This is a genomic window from Chloroflexota bacterium (assembly GCA_020850535.1).
In the GTDB taxonomy this organism is placed as follows: Bacteria; Chloroflexota; UBA6077; order UBA6077; family JACCZL01; genus JADZEM01.
Genome location: JADZEM010000197.1, coordinates 14,411 through 34,765 on the forward strand (window position 1 = coordinate 14,411; position 20,355 = coordinate 34,765).

General features: G+C 67.6%; 18 protein-coding genes. All 18 read right to left on the reverse strand.

Going from position 1 to position 20,355, the window contains the following annotated elements; all coding sequences use genetic code 11:
• Window positions 1–163 precede the first annotated feature (163 nt).
• A complete protein-coding gene (locus tag IT306_28285; GenBank protein ID MCC7372345.1) occupies window positions 164–1,657 on the reverse strand; it encodes an NADH-quinone oxidoreductase subunit N in 1,494 nt (497 codons plus the stop codon).
• Between the two features lie 67 nt (window positions 1,658–1,724).
• The gene (locus IT306_28290) at window positions 1,725–3,194 is read right to left on the reverse strand and encodes a NuoM family protein (GenBank protein MCC7372346.1); all 1,470 of its coding nucleotides are present in this window, start codon (window positions 3,192–3,194) and stop codon (window positions 1,725–1,727) included.
• 13 nt (window positions 3,195–3,207) lie between these two features.
• Complete coding sequence (locus IT306_28295) at window positions 3,208–5,373, reverse strand: NADH-quinone oxidoreductase subunit L (GenBank protein ID MCC7372347.1); 2,166 nt, start codon at window positions 5,371–5,373, stop codon at window positions 3,208–3,210.
• A gap of 5 nt (window positions 5,374–5,378) precedes the next feature.
• Window positions 5,379–5,696 carry an NADH-quinone oxidoreductase subunit NuoK gene (nuoK, locus tag IT306_28300; GenBank protein MCC7372348.1) on the reverse strand — a complete coding sequence of 106 codons (318 nt, stop codon included), beginning with the start codon at window positions 5,694–5,696 and terminating at the stop codon, window positions 5,379–5,381.
• A 19-nt stretch (window positions 5,697–5,715) separates the two neighbouring features.
• Window positions 5,716–6,219, reverse strand: a complete 504-nt coding sequence (locus tag IT306_28305) for an NADH-quinone oxidoreductase subunit J (protein ID MCC7372349.1) — start codon at window positions 6,217–6,219, stop codon at window positions 5,716–5,718.
• A gap of 6 nt (window positions 6,220–6,225) precedes the next feature.
• Window positions 6,226–7,026 carry an NADH-quinone oxidoreductase subunit I gene (locus tag IT306_28310; GenBank protein MCC7372350.1) on the reverse strand — a complete coding sequence of 267 codons (801 nt, stop codon included), beginning with the start codon at window positions 7,024–7,026 and terminating at the stop codon, window positions 6,226–6,228.
• A 3-nt stretch (window positions 7,027–7,029) separates the two neighbouring features.
• Entirely contained in the window at window positions 7,030–8,067 is a 1,038-nt protein-coding gene (gene nuoH / locus IT306_28315) for an NADH-quinone oxidoreductase subunit NuoH (GenBank protein MCC7372351.1), read from the reverse strand.
• Window positions 8,068–8,132: 65 nt separating this feature from the next.
• Window positions 8,133–9,242 (reverse strand): NADH-quinone oxidoreductase subunit D, encoded by a 1,110-nt coding sequence (locus tag IT306_28320; GenBank protein MCC7372352.1) that lies wholly within the window; start codon window positions 9,240–9,242, stop codon window positions 8,133–8,135.
• Between the two features lie 16 nt (window positions 9,243–9,258).
• A complete protein-coding gene (locus IT306_28325; protein MCC7372353.1) occupies window positions 9,259–9,912 on the reverse strand; it encodes an NADH-quinone oxidoreductase subunit C in 654 nt (217 codons plus the stop codon).
• On the reverse strand, window positions 9,909–10,358 hold the full coding sequence (locus tag IT306_28330; protein MCC7372354.1) for an NADH-quinone oxidoreductase subunit B: 450 nt from the start codon (window positions 10,356–10,358) through the stop codon (window positions 9,909–9,911). The genes IT306_28325 and IT306_28330 overlap by 4 nt, the downstream gene beginning before the upstream one ends.
• A 176-nt stretch (window positions 10,359–10,534) precedes the next feature.
• Complete coding sequence (ndhC, locus tag IT306_28335) at window positions 10,535–10,891, reverse strand: NADH-quinone oxidoreductase subunit A (protein MCC7372355.1); 357 nt, start codon at window positions 10,889–10,891, stop codon at window positions 10,535–10,537.
• Window positions 10,892–11,237: 346 nt separating this feature from the next.
• The gene (locus IT306_28340; GenBank protein ID MCC7372356.1) at window positions 11,238–12,242 is read right to left on the reverse strand and encodes a rod shape-determining protein; all 1,005 of its coding nucleotides are present in this window, start codon (window positions 12,240–12,242) and stop codon (window positions 11,238–11,240) included.
• Between the two features lie 100 nt (window positions 12,243–12,342).
• Complete coding sequence (locus IT306_28345; protein ID MCC7372357.1) at window positions 12,343–12,789, reverse strand: F0F1 ATP synthase subunit epsilon; 447 nt, start codon at window positions 12,787–12,789, stop codon at window positions 12,343–12,345.
• A gap of 326 nt (window positions 12,790–13,115) precedes the next feature.
• Window positions 13,116–13,670, reverse strand: a complete 555-nt coding sequence (locus IT306_28350) for a very short patch repair endonuclease (protein ID MCC7372358.1) — start codon at window positions 13,668–13,670, stop codon at window positions 13,116–13,118.
• A 43-nt stretch (window positions 13,671–13,713) separates the two neighbouring features.
• On the reverse strand, window positions 13,714–15,006 hold the full coding sequence (locus tag IT306_28355) for a DNA cytosine methyltransferase (GenBank protein MCC7372359.1): 1,293 nt from the start codon (window positions 15,004–15,006) through the stop codon (window positions 13,714–13,716).
• A 113-nt stretch (window positions 15,007–15,119) separates the two neighbouring features.
• Complete coding sequence (locus tag IT306_28360; GenBank protein MCC7372360.1) at window positions 15,120–16,154, reverse strand: aminoglycoside phosphotransferase family protein; 1,035 nt, start codon at window positions 16,152–16,154, stop codon at window positions 15,120–15,122.
• A gap of 6 nt (window positions 16,155–16,160) precedes the next feature.
• Complete coding sequence (locus IT306_28365) at window positions 16,161–18,005, reverse strand: protein kinase (protein ID MCC7372361.1); 1,845 nt, start codon at window positions 18,003–18,005, stop codon at window positions 16,161–16,163.
• A 177-nt stretch (window positions 18,006–18,182) separates the two neighbouring features.
• A complete protein-coding gene (locus IT306_28370; GenBank protein MCC7372362.1) occupies window positions 18,183–20,288 on the reverse strand; it encodes a hypothetical protein in 2,106 nt (701 codons plus the stop codon).
• Window positions 20,289–20,355 lie beyond the last annotated feature (67 nt).

Genomic DNA, 20,355 nt, shown 5'->3' on the forward strand with positions numbered 1-20,355 from the left:
AGGCCCTCACCCCCCAGCCCAGTCGGGCCACCGGGCCTGTGCGCGGGAGAGGGGGAGCAACGACAACCTCGTGCGTCTCCCCCTCTCCCCGTGAGCGGGAGAGGGGGCTGGGGGGGTGAGGGCCTTCCCCGGCGGCCTCTCGTGATCTCCCAACCCGGTGCTTCTACCGGACGATGGTCCCGGCCGCCCGCGACGCCGCCTGGATGAACGGCTCCGAGAGCAGCCCGATCACCAGCACGCCGATAGTCGCGGCGGCCAGCGAGACGGCCGGCGCAATCTGGATCTGCACCTTCTCGTCGCTGGTCGGCTCCGCGAGGTACATCGACTTGATGACCCGCGCGTAGTAGTACAGCGAGATGGCCGAGTTCAGGACGCCCCAGACCACCGTGATGTACAGGCCAGCCTGGGCAGCGGCGAAGAACAGGTACAGCTTGCTGAAGAAGCCGGCCAGCGGCGGCAGCCCGGCCAGCGAGAGCAGGCACAGGGTCAGGATCACCGCGAGCATCGGGGCACGCCGCGCCAGCCCCGCGAACTGGCCGATGTCCTCACCCTCGACGTACCGCGACATCACGATGATGACAGCGAACGCGCCGACGTTCGTGAAGGTGTAGACCAGCAGGTAGAACAGGACGCTCGACAGGCCAATCGTGCCCGGGGCGTCTGCCGCCGTGCCTGCGACGCCAGGCACGGCGGCTGCGGCGAGGCCCATCAGCATGTAGCCGACGTGCCCGATGCTGGAGTAGGCCAGCATCCGCTTCAGGTTCGTCTGGAGCAGCGCCGCCAGGTTGCCGACCGTCATCGTCACCAGCGAGAGCACGACGAACAGGTCGCGCCAGACCGCCTCGATAGCGCCCGCGCCGAGCGCCACGTCGAAGATCCGCATGATCACGGCGAAGCCGGCCGCCTTCGAGGCCACCGACATGAACGCCGTGATCGGGGTCGGCGCGCCCTCGTAGACGTCAGGCGTCCACATCTGGAACGGCACCGCCGAGATCTTGAACCCGAAGCCAGCCACCAGCATCGACATCGCCAGCAGCGCGGCCGGCGCGACGGACGGCGTCGTCAACACCCGGCCGATGTCCGCAAGGTTCGTGCTGCCGGCAATGCCGTACATCAGCGCCATGCCGAACAGCAGGATGCCCGAGGAGACGGCGCTCAGGACGAAGAACTTCAGGCCAGCCTCGGTCGAGCGCAGCTCGCGCTTGTTCCAGGCGGCCAGGAACGCCAGCGAGAGGCTGGAGATCTCCAGCGCGAGATAGATGGTCATCAGCTCATAGCCAGAGGCCATGAACATCAGGCCAGCCGTGCAGAACAGGATCAGGCCACAGAACTCGGCCGCGTTCTCGCCCACCCGCTCGACCAGGCTCTCGGCGGACAGCAGCACCAGGCCGGCGGCGATCAGGAAGATCACCTTGAAGAAGACCGAGAAGTTGTCCACGACCACGGTGCCGAAGAAGGCCGTCGTGTTCTGGCCCGCCAGGGTCAGCGTGGCGACCATCGCCAGCAGCACGCCCACCAGCGACAGCACGAGCATCAGGCGGTGGTTCGACTTCTTCTGTTCGAGGAAGAGATCCACCGTCAGGATCAGGCTCGCCCAGACCGCCAGCACGATCTCCGGCAGGATCAGTAAGGCGTCGCGAAGGGAAATGTCGTTCACGGGTGGGCACCTCGCGAGTGGGAGCGCCCGCCAGGCCAGCGGGCGTCGAGCCGTTCACACCGGGCCGTCATGCGAACAGCCTCGCAATCGGGGCGACGCCGATGGCGATCACGTCGGCGACGGCGCTCGGCCAGATGCCCGTCAGGATGATCAGGGCGAGCATCGCCACGACCACGAACTTCTCGCGGCCGTCGGCGTCGGTCAACCCGTGCCACTTGTGCTCGTCAAGCTGCCCGAAGAAGACCCGCATCAGCATCCAGGTGATGTAGCCGGCCGTCAGCACGATGCCGAACGCGGCGATCCCCGTCTGCCAGGGCCAGACCTCGAACGCGCCGATGAACACCAGGAACTCGCCGATGAACCCGTTCATGCCCGGCAACCCGAGCGATGCGAGTCCCGCCATCACGAAGCCAGCCGCGATGAACGGCATCTTGGGGGCCAGACCGCCCATCTCGGGGATGATGCGGGTGTGGGTGCGGTCGTAGACCAGCCCCACGCTGGTGAACAGCAGCGCCGTGATGGTGCCGTGCGTGAACATCTGAACCACCGCGCCCTGGATGCCCGTCACGCTGAGCGCCGCCATCCCGATGATGACGTACCCCATGTGGCTCACCGACGAGTAGGCGATCATCTTCTTGAGGTCGCCGTTGATCATCGAGAGGGCCAGCATCGCGCCATAGATCACGTTGATGGTGCCCAGGATCACCAGGAACGGCACCAGCACGCGCGCCCCTTCGGGCAAGAGCGTCATGCAGAGGCGGATCAACCCGTAGCCGCCCATCTTGAGCAGCACGCCCGCCAGCAGCACGCTGATCGGGGTCGGCGCCTCGACGTGGGCATCGGGAAGCCAGGTGTGGAACGGGAAGATCGGCACCTTGACCGCGAACCCGACGAACAGCAGCAGGAACAGCAGCACCTGCGTGGCGACGGGGAGTGCCTTGGCCCCATCGCTGATCAGGAACATGTCGAACGTCCCCACGCCCGTCAGGAAGAAGAGCGCGAAGATGCCGACCAGCATGAACGCCGAGCCAGCGATGGTGTAGATGATGAACTTCATCGCCGCGTACTCGCGGCGCGCGCCGCCCCAGATCCCGATGAGCAGGAACATCGGGGCCAGCTCAAGCTCCCAGAAGAGGAAGAAGACGAACAGGTCCAGCGAGACGAAGACGCCCGTGACCGCCGTCGAGAGGAACTGCACCAGCGTGAAGTAGAGCTGCGGGCGCAGCGTGAACTTCCAGGAGATCAGCACCACCAGGAACGTCAGGAAAGCGTTCAGGAAGACCAGCGGCAGGCTGACCCCGTCCACGCCGATGCGGAGCGAGGAGCCGATCTGCGGGATGAACGGCATCACACTCTCGAACTGGGTGCCGCCGACCTGCAGGTTGTACCGGCCGTACAGGTAGGTGGTCGCCGCGAGCGTCAGGCCCGTCGAGAGCAGGGCGATGACGCGGGCGAACATCCCCTGCCCGGCCAGGATGGTGACGAGGGCTCCGATAGCCGGGCCCCACAGGATCACATGGAGAAGCAAGTGTTCCACGTTGGCCTCACACCTACCGGATACCGAAGAAGACGGCCCAGAACGCGATGATGACGAGGCCGCCAGCCACCGCGAGGGCGTAGGAGGGGATCCTGCCCGTCTGGAGATCGCGCAGCCAGTCCCCTGCGACGGTCGTGCCCTTGCCGACCCCGTTGACCACCCCGTCCACGACGTTGCGGTCAAACCAGCTCATGCCCATCGCCACGCCGACGACGAACTTGTCCAGGATCCAGCCGTACAGCTCGTCGAACCAGTAGCGGTTGAACAGCGCCACGTAGACCGGTCGGAAGCGGGCCGCCAGCGCCTCGGCCGAGATCGACTTCGCCGAGTACATCGCCCAGGCCGTCGCAATGCCGGCCAGCGCCAACACCGTTCCGATGGCCGCCAGCCCGACGTTCATCTCCGAGCCGTGGAACTCGTCGCCCTCAAGGAAGTGCGCGAAGCCGTTCCCAAGCTGCGGCGCTCCCCACAGCCCGACGAGGACCGAGGGCACCGCCAGGATCAGCAGCGGCAGCGTCATCGTCAGCGGCGATTCCTTGATGTACCGCGGGTCCATGCTGCCACGGAACGTCCCGCCGAAGGTCAGGAAGATCACGCGGAACATGTAGAAAGCCGTCATGAAGACGGTGATCAGGGCGAAGCCGAGCAGCACCCAGTAGACGCCGCCGTACCTCTCCGCCGAGTGGAGCGTCACCAGCAGGATCTCGTCCTTGCTCCAGAAGCCGGAGAGCGGCGGGATGCCAGCCAGCGAGAGCGCCGCGATGATCATCGTCCAGGCGGTGATCGGCATGCGGCTGAAGAGGCCGCCCATCACCCGCATGTCCTGGGCGGGAACCACCTGCGCCCGGCCGTTCGGCGTCTCCACGTACCCGACGTGTGGCGCGCCCGCCCGGTGCAGCGCGTAGATCACGCTGCCAGCCGTCAGGAAGAGGAGCGCCTTGAAGAAGGCGTGGGTGAAGAGGTGGAAGGCCCCAGCCGCCTCGCTGTACGAGCCCATTGCCAGCATCATGTAGCCAAGCTGGCTGACCGTCGAGAAGGCCATCACGCGCTTGATGTCGGTCGAGACGAGGCCCATCGAGGCGGCGAAGATCGCCGTGAAGCCGCCGATGAACGCCACCGTGATCATCGCGGCCGGCGCATGCTCGAAGAGCGGGAACGTCCGCCCGACCAGGTACACGCCCGCCGCGACCATCGTGGCGGCGTGGATCAGGGCCGAGACCGGTGTCGGGCCTTCCATGGCGTCTGGCAGCCAGACGTGCAGCGGGAACTGCGCCGACTTGCCGACCGCACCCGTGAACAGGAGGATACAGCCCACCCCCAGGATGCCCGAGGTCAGCTCGCCGTGCTCGGCCATCTCGATCAGCCTGGTGAACTCGAGCGTGTCCGCGTGCCACCAGAGCCAGAGGATGCCCAGCAGGAAGCCGAAGTCGCCGAGGCGCGTCGTGACGAACGCCTTCATGGCCGCCGGGGCCGGGCCGCTGAGGATCGGAATCTCCCGTCCCTCACGGTTGATGAAGCTGCCCGTCTGGTGGCGGCGGTTGTACCAGAAGCCGATCAGCAGGTACGACCCGAGGCCCACGCCCTCCCAGAACATGTAGATAACCAGGAGGTTGTTGGCGAGCACCAGCCCGAGCATCGCCGCCGTGAACAGGCCGAGATACCCGAAGAAGCGGCCGTAGTTCGGATCGCGGACCAGCGGCGGGGGCGGTCCGGCCTGCGACGGCGCATGATGCGCGTCGCCGTGCCCATCGCCATCGCCGCCGTGCCCATCGCCGTGGCCGCCGTGCCCATCACCGTGGCCGTCACCATGCTCGTCGTGGTGCTCAGCCTCAGGCTCCCAGAGATAGCCTCGGGAGTAGATCTGCACCAGCAGCGCCACCGACGTGACGACGACCAGCATCATGGACGTGAGCGGGTCGATGATGATGCCGAACGGCAGCACCGTGTTGACGGAGAGCGCCAACCACGGGATGCTGCGCTCCCAGGGGTGCGCGGCCGATGCGGCCCCGCCGTGAACCTGGGAGAAGATCATCCAGGAGATCGCGCAGGAGACGGCCGTCGCCGCGATCACGAGCCAACTGGACAGCTCACCCTTGCGCTGGGTGAACAGCCCGACAATCGCGAAGGCTGCGAATGGCAGCAGCGGGATCAACCAGGCGAGCGACAGGGAATCAGCCATACTGCCTATCCCTTCAGCAGGTCGATCTCGTCGACCTGGATGGTGTGCCGCAGGCGGTAAACGGTAATCACGATCGCCAGCCCGACCGCCGCCTCGGCAGCGGCCACGGTCATGATGAAGATCGCGAAGAGCTGACCTGCGAGGTCCGCGCCGCCCGGAGCGGGCTGCACGTAGCAGGCGAACGCCACCATCATGACGTTGACGGCGTTCAGCATCAGCTCAATCGAGAGAAGGATCCCGACGGCGTTGGTGCGTGAAAGCGCGCCATACATCCCGATGGAGAAAAGGATCGCCGACAGCACCAGGAAGTGCTGCAGGCCGATCGGAGCCAGCGCCATGGCTCTATTCCTCCCGAGCGATGACGATTGCGCCGACCAGCCCGACGGTCAGCAAGACCGACGCGATCCAGAACGGCAGAACGTAGGTCGTCAAGAGCAGGTTGCCGATCTTCTCGGCCGTCTCCATGTTCAGGGGAGATGGTCGGAGATTCCAGCGGTGGGTGACCACCACGCTGATCGACAGCGCAGCCACTGCCAGCGCGGTGAGCGCGGCGCTGATCCGCTGGCCCTGGGCCGAACCGCCCGCAAGGTCAATCTGGTTCGGCGTGAGCATGATCGCGAAGAGCATCAGGATCATGATCGCGCCGACGTAGACCAGCAATTGGGCGATGGCCAGGAAGTCGGCCGAGAGCAGCACGTACATGACGGCCACGCCCGAGAGGACGAGGACCAGCAGCATCGCACTGCGAATCATGTCGCGGTTCATCACCATGCCGACTGCGCCAAGGAGCATGGCGGCAGCCGTCACGTAGAACGCGATCGCGACGAAGACGTCAGTCGCTGACACTGCCACCTACTCCTTCGGGGCCGGCCGGCCGATGCCAGCGGCAGCCGCGCGCTCTTTGTAGATCTTGGCCCGGTCCGACGGGGCCAGCCCGGCCATGTCCGACGTGAACCCGAGCGGGCCAGTCACGGACGACGCCTTCTGCTGGGCGGCGGTCATCTGGCCACCACCAGCGGGAGCAGCGGCCGGGGCAGCAGCAGCGGCGGCAGCAGGGGCCGTCGCCGGCGCAGCCTTGGCGGCGGCAGCGGCCGGCGCCTTCGCGCCGGCGGCTGCCGGAGCGCGCCCGGCCGCAGCCGGGGCCTTCGCAGCGCCGGCCGGGGCCGGACTCGCACCCGCCTGCGCGCTGCGTCCGCGCTTGACGCCCTGGATGAACTCCATCGCCGAGTCAACCTCGGGCGTCCCCGCGATGCGCAGCTCGTGCATGTTGAAGACCAGCGACTTCTCGCGGTCGTACGCGCCGAACTCGAAGTCGGGGGCCATCACGATGGCACGGAACGGGCAGGCCTCGACGCAGAGGGCGCACTCGATGCAGCCGCCCATATCGAGGTCGAACCGATCCAGCACCTTGCCCTTCCCGACGGCCGGGTGCTGCTCGATCTTGATGACGTCAACCGGGCAGGCCAGCGCGCAGGCGCCGCAGGCCGTACAGCGCAGGTCGCCGGAGTCCACGTCGTAGATCAGGCGCGGGCGGCCACGGGTCCAGGGGGGCAGCTCGAGCCGCTCCTCGGGATACTGGAGCGTCACCGATTTTGCAAAGAAGAAGTGCCAGAGGGTGGTCATCATCCCCTTGGCAATGCCAGCTCCGTACATGGCTTACCTCACCCCCGGCAGGAGCATGTTGGACAGGGTGATCCAGCAGGCGGTGATACCGACGACGATCAACCCGGCCGGCAGCAGGCGCTTCCAGGCGAAGTTCATCAACTGGTCGTACCGCAAGCGCGGCAGCGTGGAGCGAATCCACATGAAGACGAAGACCAGGAACATGGTCTTGCCGAGGAAGAAGAGGATCCCCGGCCCGACCGACGGCACGAACGGGATCGGGCCGGCCCAGCCGCCCAGGAAGAGCGTCGCGCCGATGGCCGAGACCGCGAAGACGTTCGCGTACTCGGCCAGGAAGAAGAGGGCGAACCGCATGCCGCTGTACTCGGTGTGGAAGCCAGCGGCCAGCTCGGACTCGGCCTCGATCAGGTCGAACGGCGTGCGGTTCGTCTCGGCGATGCCAGCGATCAGGAAGATGATGAAGGCCAGGAAGCCCCATGGCGTGAAGACGAACCACCAGTTATGGATGCCGCCGAGGCGCGTCGGAAGCTCTTGCGCCAGGACGACGCCCGTCATCGACATCGTGCCGGCCAGCATCACCGGCACCAGCGCCGCCAGGATGCCCGGGATCTCGTAGCTCACCAGCTGCGCCGCCGAGCGCATACCGCCGAGCAGCGCGTACTTGTTGTTCGAGCCCCAGCCCGCCATGATCACGCCGATCACCGGCATGCTGCCCATGGCCGAGACAAAGAGGACGCCAACGTTCAGGTTGGAGGGCGCCACGCCCGGCGACCATGGGATGACAGCCCAGGCCATCAGCGCGGCGGCCAGCACGATGATCGGCGAGAGGGCCCAGAGGACCTTGTCCACCCGGGCCGGCACGATGTCCTCTTTGGAGAGCAGCTTGATCGCATCGGCGACGGTCTGCAGAAGGCCGAATGGGCCGACGCGGTTCGGACCGGAGCGGTCCTGCATCCGCGCGATGATCTTGCGCTCCATCCAGACCAGCAGGATGACCGCGCCCGAGACGACGCCGGCCAGCACGCCAGCCCCGATCACGGCCATCAGCATGCTGGCGAGCCAGCCAGGCAAGGCCGAGCGCAGCAGCCCGTCGAGAAGCTGGGCTATCGCCCCGACAGGATTCGAGAGAGGATCGCTCATCGGTCGACTTCACCCATAACAATGTCGAAGCTGCCCAGGATGACCACCGCGTCGGCCACCTTGTGGCCGATGGTCAACTGCCCGAGCACGCCGAGATTGATGTAGCTCGGGGCGCGCACCTTGTAGCGGTACGGCGAGGTCGAGCCGTCGCTGATGAGGTAGAACCCGATCTCGCCCTTCGGCCCCTCGATGCGCCCGTAGGCCTCGCCCTTTGGCGGGCGCAGGATCTTCGGCATGCGGCCCCGGATGTCGCCGGGGGGGATATCCCGCAGGGCCTGACGGACGATCTTGACGCTCTCGCGCATCTCGGCCACCCGCACGAGGTAGCGGTCGTAGGCGTCGCCGCCGAAGCGGACCGGCACTTCCCAGTCGAAGCGGTCGTAGATGCCGTACGGCTCGGCGCGGCGGACGTCGTAGGCGACGCCGCTGGCCCGCGCGATGGGGCCGGTGATGCTGTACTCGCGGCACAGGTCCGGCGGCAGCAGCCCGATGCCCTTGGTGCGCGCCATGAAGATCTCGTTCGTGGTCAGGAGCGACTCGTACTCGTCGATCTTCTCGGGCATCTTCTCGATGAACACCTGGCACCGCGCCAGGAACTCGTCGGTCAGGTCACGCGCTACGCCGCCGAAGCGGATGTAGCTCGGGTTCATCCGGACGCCCGCGCAGAGCATGAAGAGATCGAGGATCTCCTCGCGCTCGCGGAAGCAGTAGACAAGCGGGGTGAACCAGGTGCCGACGTCCGCGCCGAAGGTGCCGATGGCAACCTGATGGCTGGCGATGCGGCTCAGCTCGGACACGATGACGCGGATGTACTCGGCGCGCTCGGGCACTTCGAGGCCGGCCAGGCGCTCGATAGCCAGGGCGTAGGCCCAGTTCGTCGTCATCGGCGAGAGGTAATCCATCCGGTCGGTCAGGGTGGTGCCCTGCACGTAGGTGCGGGCCTCCCCGAGCTTCTCGGTGGAGCGGTGGAGGTAGCCCATCACGGGCTTCACCCCGACGACCGTCTCGCCGTCCAGCTGCATGATGAGGCGGAACACCCCGTGGGTCGAGGGGTGCTGCGGCCCCATGTTGAGCGTCATCTCATTGGGAGAGTCCGATTCGAGGATCTCGATCGCGACGCCTTCAGACACGGCGGAACCCCTCCCCGCCGCCGGGCGGCGCGTCCTGGCCCTCGGCGCCGTACTTGAGGTGGCGCACGAGGACGTACTCGTAGTCGAACGTCCAATCCTTCCGCAGCGGGTGGCCGGGGAAGTTGTCGTCGAGCAGGATGCGGCGCATGTCCGGGTGCCCCAGGAACTTGACGCCGAACAGGTCGTAGATCTCGCGCTCTTGCAGCTCAGCGCCCAACCAGACGGCCGTCAGGCTCGGGATGAGCGGGTTCGGCTCGGGCGGGAGGTCGGTCCGCAGCACGATGCAGCCGGGCGTCTCGACGTAGTCCCAGCCGTAGCAGTGGTAGAGCAGTTCGACGCGGTCCCGCCAGTCGACGGCGGTGACCGCCGAGAGGTAGTTGTAGCCAAGCCGCTTGACCTCGCGGGCCACCGCGATGATCTGCGCGCTCGGCACCTTCACCTCGACGTAGCCGTGGCGACGCTCCCAGGTCAGGTCCGGGACCAGCGCGCGCAGGGCCGTGACCTCTTCCGTATCCGGCTCGACGGGCTTGGGGGGCGGAGCAGCCTTTGCCGCGGCCGGCCTGGCAGCAGGCTTCGCGACTGGCGTGGCGGCCGGCGCGGCATCGCCAGCCGGAGGCGTGGTGTTGGTCGAGGACTCGTCGTTCATCGTGGTTTCATCCCGGCCGCCGTTCTGATCTTCGCCTGGAGCTGCATGATGCCGTGCAGCAGCGCGTCCGGCCGTGGCGGGCAACCGGCAAGGTAGACGTCCACCGGCACGAAATTGTCGATGCCGGGCACGGTGCTGTAGCTGCCCTGGTACGGCCCGCCCGCGATGACGCAGGTGCCCATCGCGATGACGTACTTCGGCTCGGACATCTGGTCGTAGAGGCGCCGCACGGACGGGGCCATCTTGGTGGTCACCGTGCCGGAGACGATCATCACGTCCGCCTGCCGTGGCGACGGGCGGAACACCTCGGAGCCGAAGCGGGAGATGTCCCAGCGCGCCGTGCCGACGGCCATCATCTCGATGGCGCAGCAGGCCAACCCGAACGTCAGCGGCCAGAGCGAGTTGCTCCGCGCCCAGCCGATCAGCGAGTCGAGGGACACGACCATCGCGTGGCCCTTCAGCTCGGTGGGCGGGGCGAAGCGGGACTCAAGGACTTCGTCTGCTGGCCGGGGACGGTCGAAGACAAGCGCCGTCTGATCGTTGGGATTCCCGAGCGTCAGTTCTGGGCGCTGGTCAGGGGGAACGGTCATAGCGGGCTACCTCCGAGGCAGAAGGACCACGCCTACTCCCAGGTGAGCGCGCCCTTCTTCCAGGCGTAGGCAAGGCCGACCAGCAGGAAGGCGATGAAGATCACCATCTTGACCAGCGAGGCCACGCCCAGGCTGTTGAAGGCGACACCCCAGGGGAACAGGTACATGACTTCGACGTCGAAAATCACGAAGATCAGCGCGTACAGGTAGTAGCGCGTCCGGAACTGGATGTGCGTCGGGCCGATGGTCTCGACACCGCTCTCATACGGCTGGAGCTTGACGCGGTTTGGATTCTTGGGATGGATGAAGCTGCTGAGAATCAGCGGAATGACGGGAAAGACGAGCGCGACGATCAGGAAGATAGCGATAGGTCCGAAGGACTCCAGCATCGATCAGACTCCTGAGATGGCGGTTCGGTGAGGGGACCAGGACGACTGCCAGACGGACAGTAGCACACTGGGCGAGCAAGGGGCATGCAGGGGGAACAAGGAGGGGAGCACCGAGGGCAGACAGCAGCCGCCGCCGGCCAGCGCAAGTATATCACGGTGCTGAAAGGCACAAACCGGGGTCGTGGATCGTGGATCGAGGGGCGTGGGGAAGGAACGGCGCCCCCACGCCCCTCGATCTACGGCCCACGATCCAAAGCCTACGACCCACGCCCCTCGGCCTACGCCCCTCGGCCTACGCCCCTCGGCCTACGCCCCTCGGCCTACGCCCCTCGGCCTACGACCCTCGTCAGACGGGCGTCAGGCTGTCCCGGAAGACGGGCAGGTGCTCCAGCGCCCGCCCGGACCCGACCGCCACGCACGACAGCGGATCCTCGGCGATGTAGGCCGGGACGCCGGTCTCGCGGGCCAGCAGCCGGTCGATGTTGCGGAGCAGCGCGCCGCCGCCGGTCAGCACCATGCCCTTGTCGACGATGTCGGCGGCAAGCTCGGGGGGCGTCTGCTCCATCACCGACTTGACGGTGGAGACGATCTGATTCAGGGCGTCGGAGATCGCCTCGGTGACCTCGTGCGAGGACAACTGGCGCATCTTCGGCAGACCGTCGATCTGGTCGCGCCCCCGCACCTCGACCAGCTCCTCGTCGCGCAGGGGGATCGCGCTGCCGGCCTTCAGCTTGATCTCTTCGGCCGTGCGATCCCCGATGACGAGGTTGTACTTGCGGCGGACGTAGGTCTGGATCAGCTCGTCGATGCGGTTGCCGCCCACCCGGATCGACGCCGACACGACGATGTCGTTGAGCGAGATCACGGCGGCCTCGGTGGTCCCGCCGCCGATGTCGATGACCATGCTGCCGTGCGGTCCGTCGATCGGCACGTTCGCGCCGATGGCCGCCGCCAGCGGCTCGGGGATCAGGTGGGCCTCGCGCGCGCCGGCCTGGAGCGTCGCGTCGAGGACGGCGCGGCTCTCGACGTTAGTCACGCCGGCCGGGATGCAGATCATCACGACCGGCCGGAACAGGTTCAGCGGCCCGGAGACGCGGCGGATGAAGTACCGCAGCATCGCCTCGGTGATGGTGTAGTCCGCGATGACGCCGTCGCGCATCGGCCGGACCACCTGGATGCGCTCCGGCGAGCGCCCGAGCATGTCGCGGGCCTGCTTCCCGACGGCCAGGACGCGGTTGTCAGCCTCCGAGTACGCGACCACCGACGGCTCGTTGATGACGACGCCACGTCCCTTGACGTAGACCAGGACGTTCGTGGTCCCGAGATCGATGCCGATCGACTTTCCGAACATCAGGCCACCGTCAGCCGAACGCCGACGCGTGGTCGGGCAGCGGAGTCACAAGGGAGCGGGCTGGCGGTGGGCGCTGCCAGGGGCCGGAGAGGCGACGCGGCTAGCGATCGACGGGCGCGCCAGCGTGGCCGCCGCGCCGCCGCCGCACGACTTGCAGCTGGGCCAGCGATGCTTTGAGGGCCGCGCGGGCCGCCTCGGCCTGCACGGCGTTGCCGTTGCGCGTGGCATCTGAGAGGGCCTGCTCGGCCTGGCGGCGCGCCTCCTCAGCGACCGCGGCGTCGATCTCTTCGGCGCGCTCAGCATGATCCGCCAGGATCAGCACGCGGTTCGACTTGACCTGGAGGAAGCCGCCGTTGACGGCCATCTCCTGTTCGGTGCCGCCCTTCTTGACGCGGAGGGCGCCCGGCTGGAGGGTCGTCAGCAGCGGCGCGTGGCTCGGCAGGATGCCCAGTACGCCCTCGCTGCCTGGAGCGACGACCATATCAACATCAGTCTCATTGTAGACCTGACGCTCGGCGGTCACGATCTCGACGGTGAGCTTTGCCATTGCACATCACCTGACAGACAGTTCACATGAGCGAGGTGGTCGGGCCTGCCGAGGAGTCCACCGTCGTACGGGAGAGGATACGCGCGCTCTCGGGTTCGGAGCAAGCAGGCTGGCCCGTCGAAGGTGAAGCCCGCTACATTGGTGGCGTGGACGAACAGCTTGGCAACGACGCGAGTCGATCCAGTCAACGGCAGCGCCGAATGCGTGAAGCGGGGCCGCCAGTCGATCCTGGCCCACTTGTTGAATACGATCCGCTGAACTACGCAAACCTGGCACGGAGTTGTGTCGCGAGGCTGTAGCCAGGGAGATGCTGAGGCGCGCCTCCGTCAGTGGTCATCCCTTCCAGGTCCCCCCGTGCTGATTGACTCAGATGACTTCGAAGCCCCATCCGACATAGGCTGAGCCTCGTTCAATCTCCCCGCTCGTGTCCTCACACTGCCCAGTCGCCGTCGCTCTTTGACGGTCGTCGGCAGGCAGTGGAACTGCATGTCATCGTTACCACGGACACGGTCCGCGATCAAACGTGCCACGCCGTTCGGGTCCGCCAATGTATCGCTCTCCCAGAATCGGAGGACCTTCCACCCGTCCGCGGCAAGCTGTTCGGTGACCCAGCGGTCGCGTTCCATATTTCGTCGAATCTTCTCGACCCACCACGTCGTTCGGGTCGGGAACTGAGCCTCCAAATTCGGAAGCCCGCGAACTCGCCAACTGTTTCCATGCCAGAGGTCACCATCGATAAAGACGGCGATGCGTCGTCCTGGGAAAGCCAGATCTGGGCGTCCAGGGAGCTTTGCATTGAGGCGATATCGGACACCGTTAGCCCACAGCCGTCGACGCACCGCAAGCTCAGCGATGCTGTCTCGACCTCGAACGGCGCGCATAATGCGCCTCGTCACTTCCAGTTCTCGCGGCACGCCAGTCCCGTCAGGCTCCCGCGGCTACGAGATTCTGATGTGAAGCGTTGGCGCTCAATACCTGTTGAGCAACAGATTCCGCGAGGATCCGCGCAAGAAGCACAGGAACTGCGTTGCCGAGTTGCCGCATACACTCTGAGCGGCTACCGACGAAGTGGTAGGAATCAGGGAACGATTGAACACGTGCGCACTCGCGGATCGAAAGATAGCGATGCGGATGCCCCATCCTCACGAGGACGTGCTCGCCTCCTGGGTTCCCGTGATCCCCAGCCTTAATAGTCTTGGCGGGGCGGTCTAGATCGTTACCCGTATGCCCTTCGTACACGCGTGCTCCAGGAATGAGGAAGTGCTGCTGATACTCGTCGGTCCCTGCTCGAACTGGCTCGGGCAGTGGTCGCCAAGCCCACGCTTCAGGTTCGTGGTTGATCGCGTCGCGCAAGGTTCGCCACCGGAGCTCGGGCGGCTTTCCATGAGCCCGTAGCCGAGCGACACGGGCTGCGACGGAGCATGGCATCTCAGGTATTTGAGAGATGGCCACACGGTTTTCGTCCCAATACGAACGATCCACCCACTGCGACCACAAGAGCGCATCTTCGGAGTGAAACCCGACGGGAATCCTTGGTGTGATCCGTTGATCGCGTCGGAATCCGACGATAAAGACCCGATGTCGGATCTGTGGCACGCCGAAGTCGGCAGCGTTGAGTACGCCCGCGCGGACTTCGTATGTGGGTCGGTCTGTCGGATCCAGGTTACGGCGCTCGACACGTAGCTCCTCAAGCCGCCGCTTATGCTCGGCCCAGGTCTCACCCGCTCGAGGCTCCTCGAACGGAAACTCCAACTGCAATAGCAAGTAGTCGAAATACGGTCGAAATCCTCGGCCGGCGAGATTCCTGACATTCTCCAGAAGGAACGCCTGAGGCATCAATTCACGGAGGGCCCGGAACACCTCTGGAAACATATTCCGTCGGTCGGCGTCACCCTGCTGCCGACCGGCCAGCGAAAACGGTTGACACGGAGCACCACCAGCCAGTATCGACGCCCGGCCAATGTACGGTCCATACTCGAATTTGGCGACAGCACCCTCAACTACCGGCCAGCCGTGGCCGTTCACAGCCTTCCGCACAGAGTTCTCGCGCAGGGTGGCACAGGCATGTTTGTCAAGTTCCACGAGGGCCAGGTGACGAAAGCCTGCCTGCTCCATACCTAGAGCCAACCCACCTGCGCCACTGAAGATCTCGACTGATGAGAGGTGAAGGCGCGGAACAGTGACGCCATGCAGTGGATCAGCAAACGCAAGACTCATGGGGCGTGGATCACCATTCCGTGTATGCCCCTACTGTAGTGGTTCAGCGCCCAAGCTTAGCCATCACGATCCTATCAGAACGTTGGATGCTGTCCCGAGATCACAGAGGCTCACTAGCCATGTGGATCGGAGGCCAGCGCGATCTCCACGATGTTGCCCGGCGCGAACAGGCTCGCGAACGCCTCGACCTCCCCCAGCCGCAGCGACACGCTGAGGTCGTCGCGCCGCAGCACGGTCTCCCCGTACGCGCTGATGTCCGAGACGGCCCAGGCGTAGCGGTAGTACGCGAGCGCCAGCGGATCGGGGACAATGAGGGCACACCCCTGGTTGTAGCCGCGTAGAAATCGGTCGCTCTGCTCGGGCGTGACCATCGTGCGGCTGATGCCGCCGACCGCGAACATCAGGTCGCGCTCGCGAGGGGCCAGCAGCGTCTCGTCCCAGTCCACAATCCAGAGGTCGCCGTCTGGGTCCACCAGGACGTTGGCCGTGTGGATGTCGGCGTGGCAAAGCACCAGCGGCGGCGCAGTCTGGGCCAGGGCATGGCCCAGAGCCTCGGCCTGCGCCACGAGCGCCCGAATCTGCTCGCGCCGAGGCCGCCAGAGCTGCGCCAGAGCCACGTGCGCTGGATCGGCAAACGTGCGGCCAGAAGCTGCATCGCCAAGCTGCTCGTCCAACGAGCGCGTCAGGTCAGCACCGGTCGGCAGATACGACTCGGATGCCACGACGCCTCGGAGCGACGGCGGCAGCGGCGTCTCGTGGATCTCGCGGACCGCCCTGCCGTAGACGATCCACTGCGCCGCCGTCAGGCCGTGCGCCTTCGCGTTCGGGCCGTCCACGAACGGATACAGCACCATCGCGTACCCGCTGACCGCCGTCCAGAGGTCGCCGGCCAGCGTGGCGAGCGGCGCGACCACCCGCCGGCTCCCCTGCTGCTGGAGCGAGCGCGGCACACGGAGGCCGGCTTCGTGCCGAATCCGCGAACAGAGCTTCAGGAAGTACGGTCCCCTGGCCGTCTCGACACGGAACACCCAGGCGGCCGGGTCGTGCCCGAGCGGCAGAAACACGACCGACGAGACCGCCAGCCCGTAGCGCTCGCGGACCGCATCGGCGAGGGCCACGACAGAGACGCCAGCCGGTGGCTCACCCATGCCGCCCTACCAGCGGCCAGCCTCGTCCGGGGACAGCACCGCCGTCGGGGCCGGCGCACGCCGCTTGAGCAGGTCGGCGACGCCGCTCCCGAGCAGCAGCGCGCTGGCCGCCGTTCCGAGCAGGCAGATCAGCGGGAACAGCACCAGCCACGGCGCGCGCAGGCCGGCCTCCCGACCATCGATCAGCAGGCTGCTCCAGGAGACGCTCGTCGAATCGGGCGGCGCGCCCAGCAGCAGCCGCCCGAAGACGCCCAGCCAGCGCAAGGTGGTGTCCGTCCCGAACAGCCCGATGCCCGTCTCGGCCAGCAGGCTGGCGGCCAGCGCCACGCTGACGGTCAGCACCAGCAGCGGCGTGCTCGGCCAGGCGCGACGCAGCCGCTTCGTCAGTTGCCGCCGCAGCAGCAGCCCGACGCCCGCCACGATGCCGCCGGTCGTCAGCAGGCGCAGCGTCACGAAGCGGCCGGCCAGCATCAGCAGGCTCAGGACGTCGCGCCCGTCAGCGTCCCCGCCGAGCGGATAGCTGCCGGCCAGCCCGAACGGATAGATCAGGCGGGCCTGCCCGTTGTACGCCAGCGGATCGCGCGGGGTCGGGAGCCAGCAGAGCAGCAGGATCAGCGCCAGCAGCAGCCCGAACGTCAGCTTGTAGAGGGTGAGCCGGCTCGGCTGGGTCCGCTCAAGCATGCGGTGCACCCCGGTCGTGACTGGCGAGGGCAGCGGCTCGTGCATTGCACCGGGGATGGTCGGCGGGGGCGGCACGAAGCTGGGCGTGCCGCGCAGCGGCGTCTGACGCGTGCCGCCGGCCGGACCGCCGCCGGCCGGACCGCCGCCGGCCGGGCTGCTGCCGGCCGGACCGCCGCTGACCGGTCCCGAGGCCGGCGGACCCGACCCACCAGACGCCCCGGGGCTGGCGGGCGACGACGCTCGGGGCGGCGGCGTCGCGGTCGGTGCGCCGGTTACTGGCCGCCCGCTGGCCGGTCCGCCGGCCGGGCCGGCGCCCGCCGCGTCCTGGCGGCGCGGGGCGGTCTGGAGGCCAGCTGCCGCAGCCTCGATGGCGTCCACGAACGCCTTGCCGGTCGGGAAGCGCTCGGCGGGCGACTTCTGCAACTGCTTGAGCACGGTCCACTCGACGGCCGGCGAGAGGTCCGTCCGCAGTGTGCGTGGCAGCGGCGGCTGAGTGTGGATCTGGGCGTACATGATCGTCTGGGAGTTGACGCCGGTGAACGGCACCCTGCCCGTCAGCATCTCGTAGGCGATGACCCCAAGGGCGTACAGGTCCGTGCCGGGGCCGCTCTCGCCTTCGGTGATCGTCTCCGGGGACATGTACTCCGCCGTGCCGATGCGCGTCGCGGCCTCGGTCAGGCGAGTGCCCTCGGCCGCCCGCGCGATGCCGAAATCGACCAGCGTCAGGTGGCCGTCCCCATCCACGATGGCGTTGCCGGGCTTGATGTCGCGGTGCACGACGCCGCGCGCGTGCGCGAAGTCGAGCGCCTCGGCAAGCTGGCGCAGCAGCTGCACGCTGCGCTCGACGGAGAGCGGCCCCTCGTTGCGGATCACCTCGTGGAGCGAGCGGCCCTCCAGCAGCTCCATGACGATGTAGTGGGTGTCGCGCTCCTCGGCGATGTCGTGGATGATCACGATGTTCGGATGGCGCAGCTCGCTGGCGAGGCGCGCCTCGCGCTCGAAGCGCTGGAGGAACGTCTCGTCGTGCGCGAACGAGACTGGCAGAACCTTGATGGCGCGCGGCTGCCCGAGCCGCTGATGGACGGCCCGGTAGACGACGCCCATGCCGCCCGCCCCGAGCTTGCTCTGGAGCTCGTACGGCCCCAACTGCTGGCCGATCCAGCTATCCACGCTGCCCCCGAACTCCCGGTCTCGCGGCGGTCAGGCCCTACCGTCAGACGGAGGGCGGCGGCCCACCGTCAGGCTACCACACGGCCCAGGGTCGGCCGAACGATATCTCTAACGGACGGACAGCCAATCGAGTGCGAGGCGCGTCGCCACGGCCCGCCGCTGCGCCGCGCCTCGCGTCTACCAGCTCAGCTCCAGGCCGGCCGTAAACGCCCCCTGCTCCAGCCGGACGGTGATGCTGCTCCAGTGCGCGCCGAGCCCGGGCAGGATGCCGTCGCTGGGCGTCAGGGCGACGGCGGGCGAGGAGGCGTCCACCAGCGTCACCCTGGCCGGCAGCCCGACGATCTCCAGGTCACGGATACTGGGCGGGATGCCCTCCAGGTACAGCCGGGCCTTACGGTCGCCGCGCTCCTGCTCGACGCCCATCAGCTCGTCGTCGGCGAGGTCGATGCTGGACCCGATCGCGCCGTCGCGCGGGGCGAACAGCAGGAGGCGGGTCACGGGGGCCGGCCCCTGGTCAGGCATCTCACGTGGATCGGCCAGCGGCACGGCGGTCCCGGCTCGAACGTAGATCGGCAGCCGATCCAGCGGCGCCGTCGTCTCGATCCACTGGCGACCCTCGTAGAGCAGGCCGGTCCACCAGTCGTACCAGTTGGCGTAGCCCGGCAGGTAGACCCGCCGCGTCACCGGCGACGCCAGATCGGAGAAGATCGGGGCGAGCAGCACGTCACGCCCGAGCAGCATCTGATCGTCGATCTCGACGGCGTCAGGATCCCAGGCGTGCTCCAGCAGCAATGGCCGCAACATCGGCAGCCCGACCTCGGCGGTCTCGTGGGCGGCGTGCAGGAAGTACGGCAGCAACCGGTGGCGCAGAGCCGTGTAGGCCCGGACGATCTCGGCCAGCGGCCCGGTCACCCCTGAGAGATCCCCGCCCACCAGCGGCGCCAGCAACGCCAGTTGTACCCAGCGAGCAGTCAGCGCAGTGGACGCCGCCGGGACGGTCGGGGCGTCCGCGCTGGCCGTCCCCAGCCCCGCGAGGCTGACGCGCCAGAAGCCCGGCTCGACCAGCCCGCCGCTCAGCACCCGCTGAAGGGTTGCGCGCATCTCGTCTGGGGAGCGCGGCGCAGGTGAGGCCGCACTCGCCCCGGACGGCCACGCACCTGCACCCTCCTCTGCGCCAGCGCCAGCCCGAACGGCGAACGCCCCCACCTCCGGCTGCTCGACCTGGCCGGTCAGCCGGGCGTAGCCACTCAGCGAGGTGCGCGGCCAGCCGGCCGGGAACAGGAAGAGGTCGAGGTCGGCATCGGGGACCAGCAGGGTGTACTCGTCGGGCCACCCTTGCCCGAGATCGGCGGTCAGCCCGGCCCGGCCGTGGATCAGTAGTCCGTATCCCCGGCTGGAGAGCAGGAACGGCGGACGGGTTACCACAGCACCAGTGGCCTCAGGATGCCCAGAGCCGCCAGTCTCGGATCGGCCCTCCGTAGATCGGCCCTCCGTAGATCGGCCCTCCGTAGATCGGCCCTCCGTAGATCGGCCCTCCACAGATCGGCCCTCCACAGATCGGCCCTCCGTAGATCGGCCCTCCGCTGCTGCCGCGGCAGGCTCCGTCTCGGCGTCGGTCAGCAGCGGCCCGACCTCCTGCCGTGTCCCCACGAGGTTCAGCCGCCCGGCCCGCGCGCCCAGCCCAAACAGCCTCTCTTCGGGGTCCAGCGCGAAGGAGGCCGTCACCACCCGCTCGGGCGTCGCCTGCGTCCGCCGAATCCAGGCCAGCGGCGACGGGCGATAGTCGTCCAGGTCGTCGTCATCGCCTGCGGGCGGCTCCGGCGGCTCGCCGGCCAGCCGCACCACGATCTCGCCGCCGGCGTTCAGGACCGTCAGGTTGAACGGGTCGAAGACGACCTCGACGGTGACATCCTCGGGGTCAGGGCCAAACTCGCGGTAGCGCTCGCTGGCGACGTGCACGCCGCTCTCGGTGGTCGTCACCCCGAGCGGCGCGATCTCCAGCTCATCGGGATTCAGCAGCCCGAGATCGCGCTCGAAGGGGACCGTGCCCGGCGCGCCGAACTGGAGCCGCACGGCCCCGCTCTCCAGCACCATGATCGCCAGCTCGGCGCGATCCAGCGCGTCGTTGAGGCGCGCGCCGGCCAGGACGGCGGCGATGTCGGTGCGATCGGGCTCGCGGGCGCCTTCCAGCTCCAGGACGACGGCGCTCTCCTGCTGCCGCCAGCCCGAGGCACGGCGCGCGACGAAGCGCTCAGCCGACGAATCGTCAACGATTGAAAGCATGGCACCAGTGTAGGGCACAGCCGCGCGGATCGGAAGGGGGAGCGGTGGGGAGCACGAGCGGCCGGCC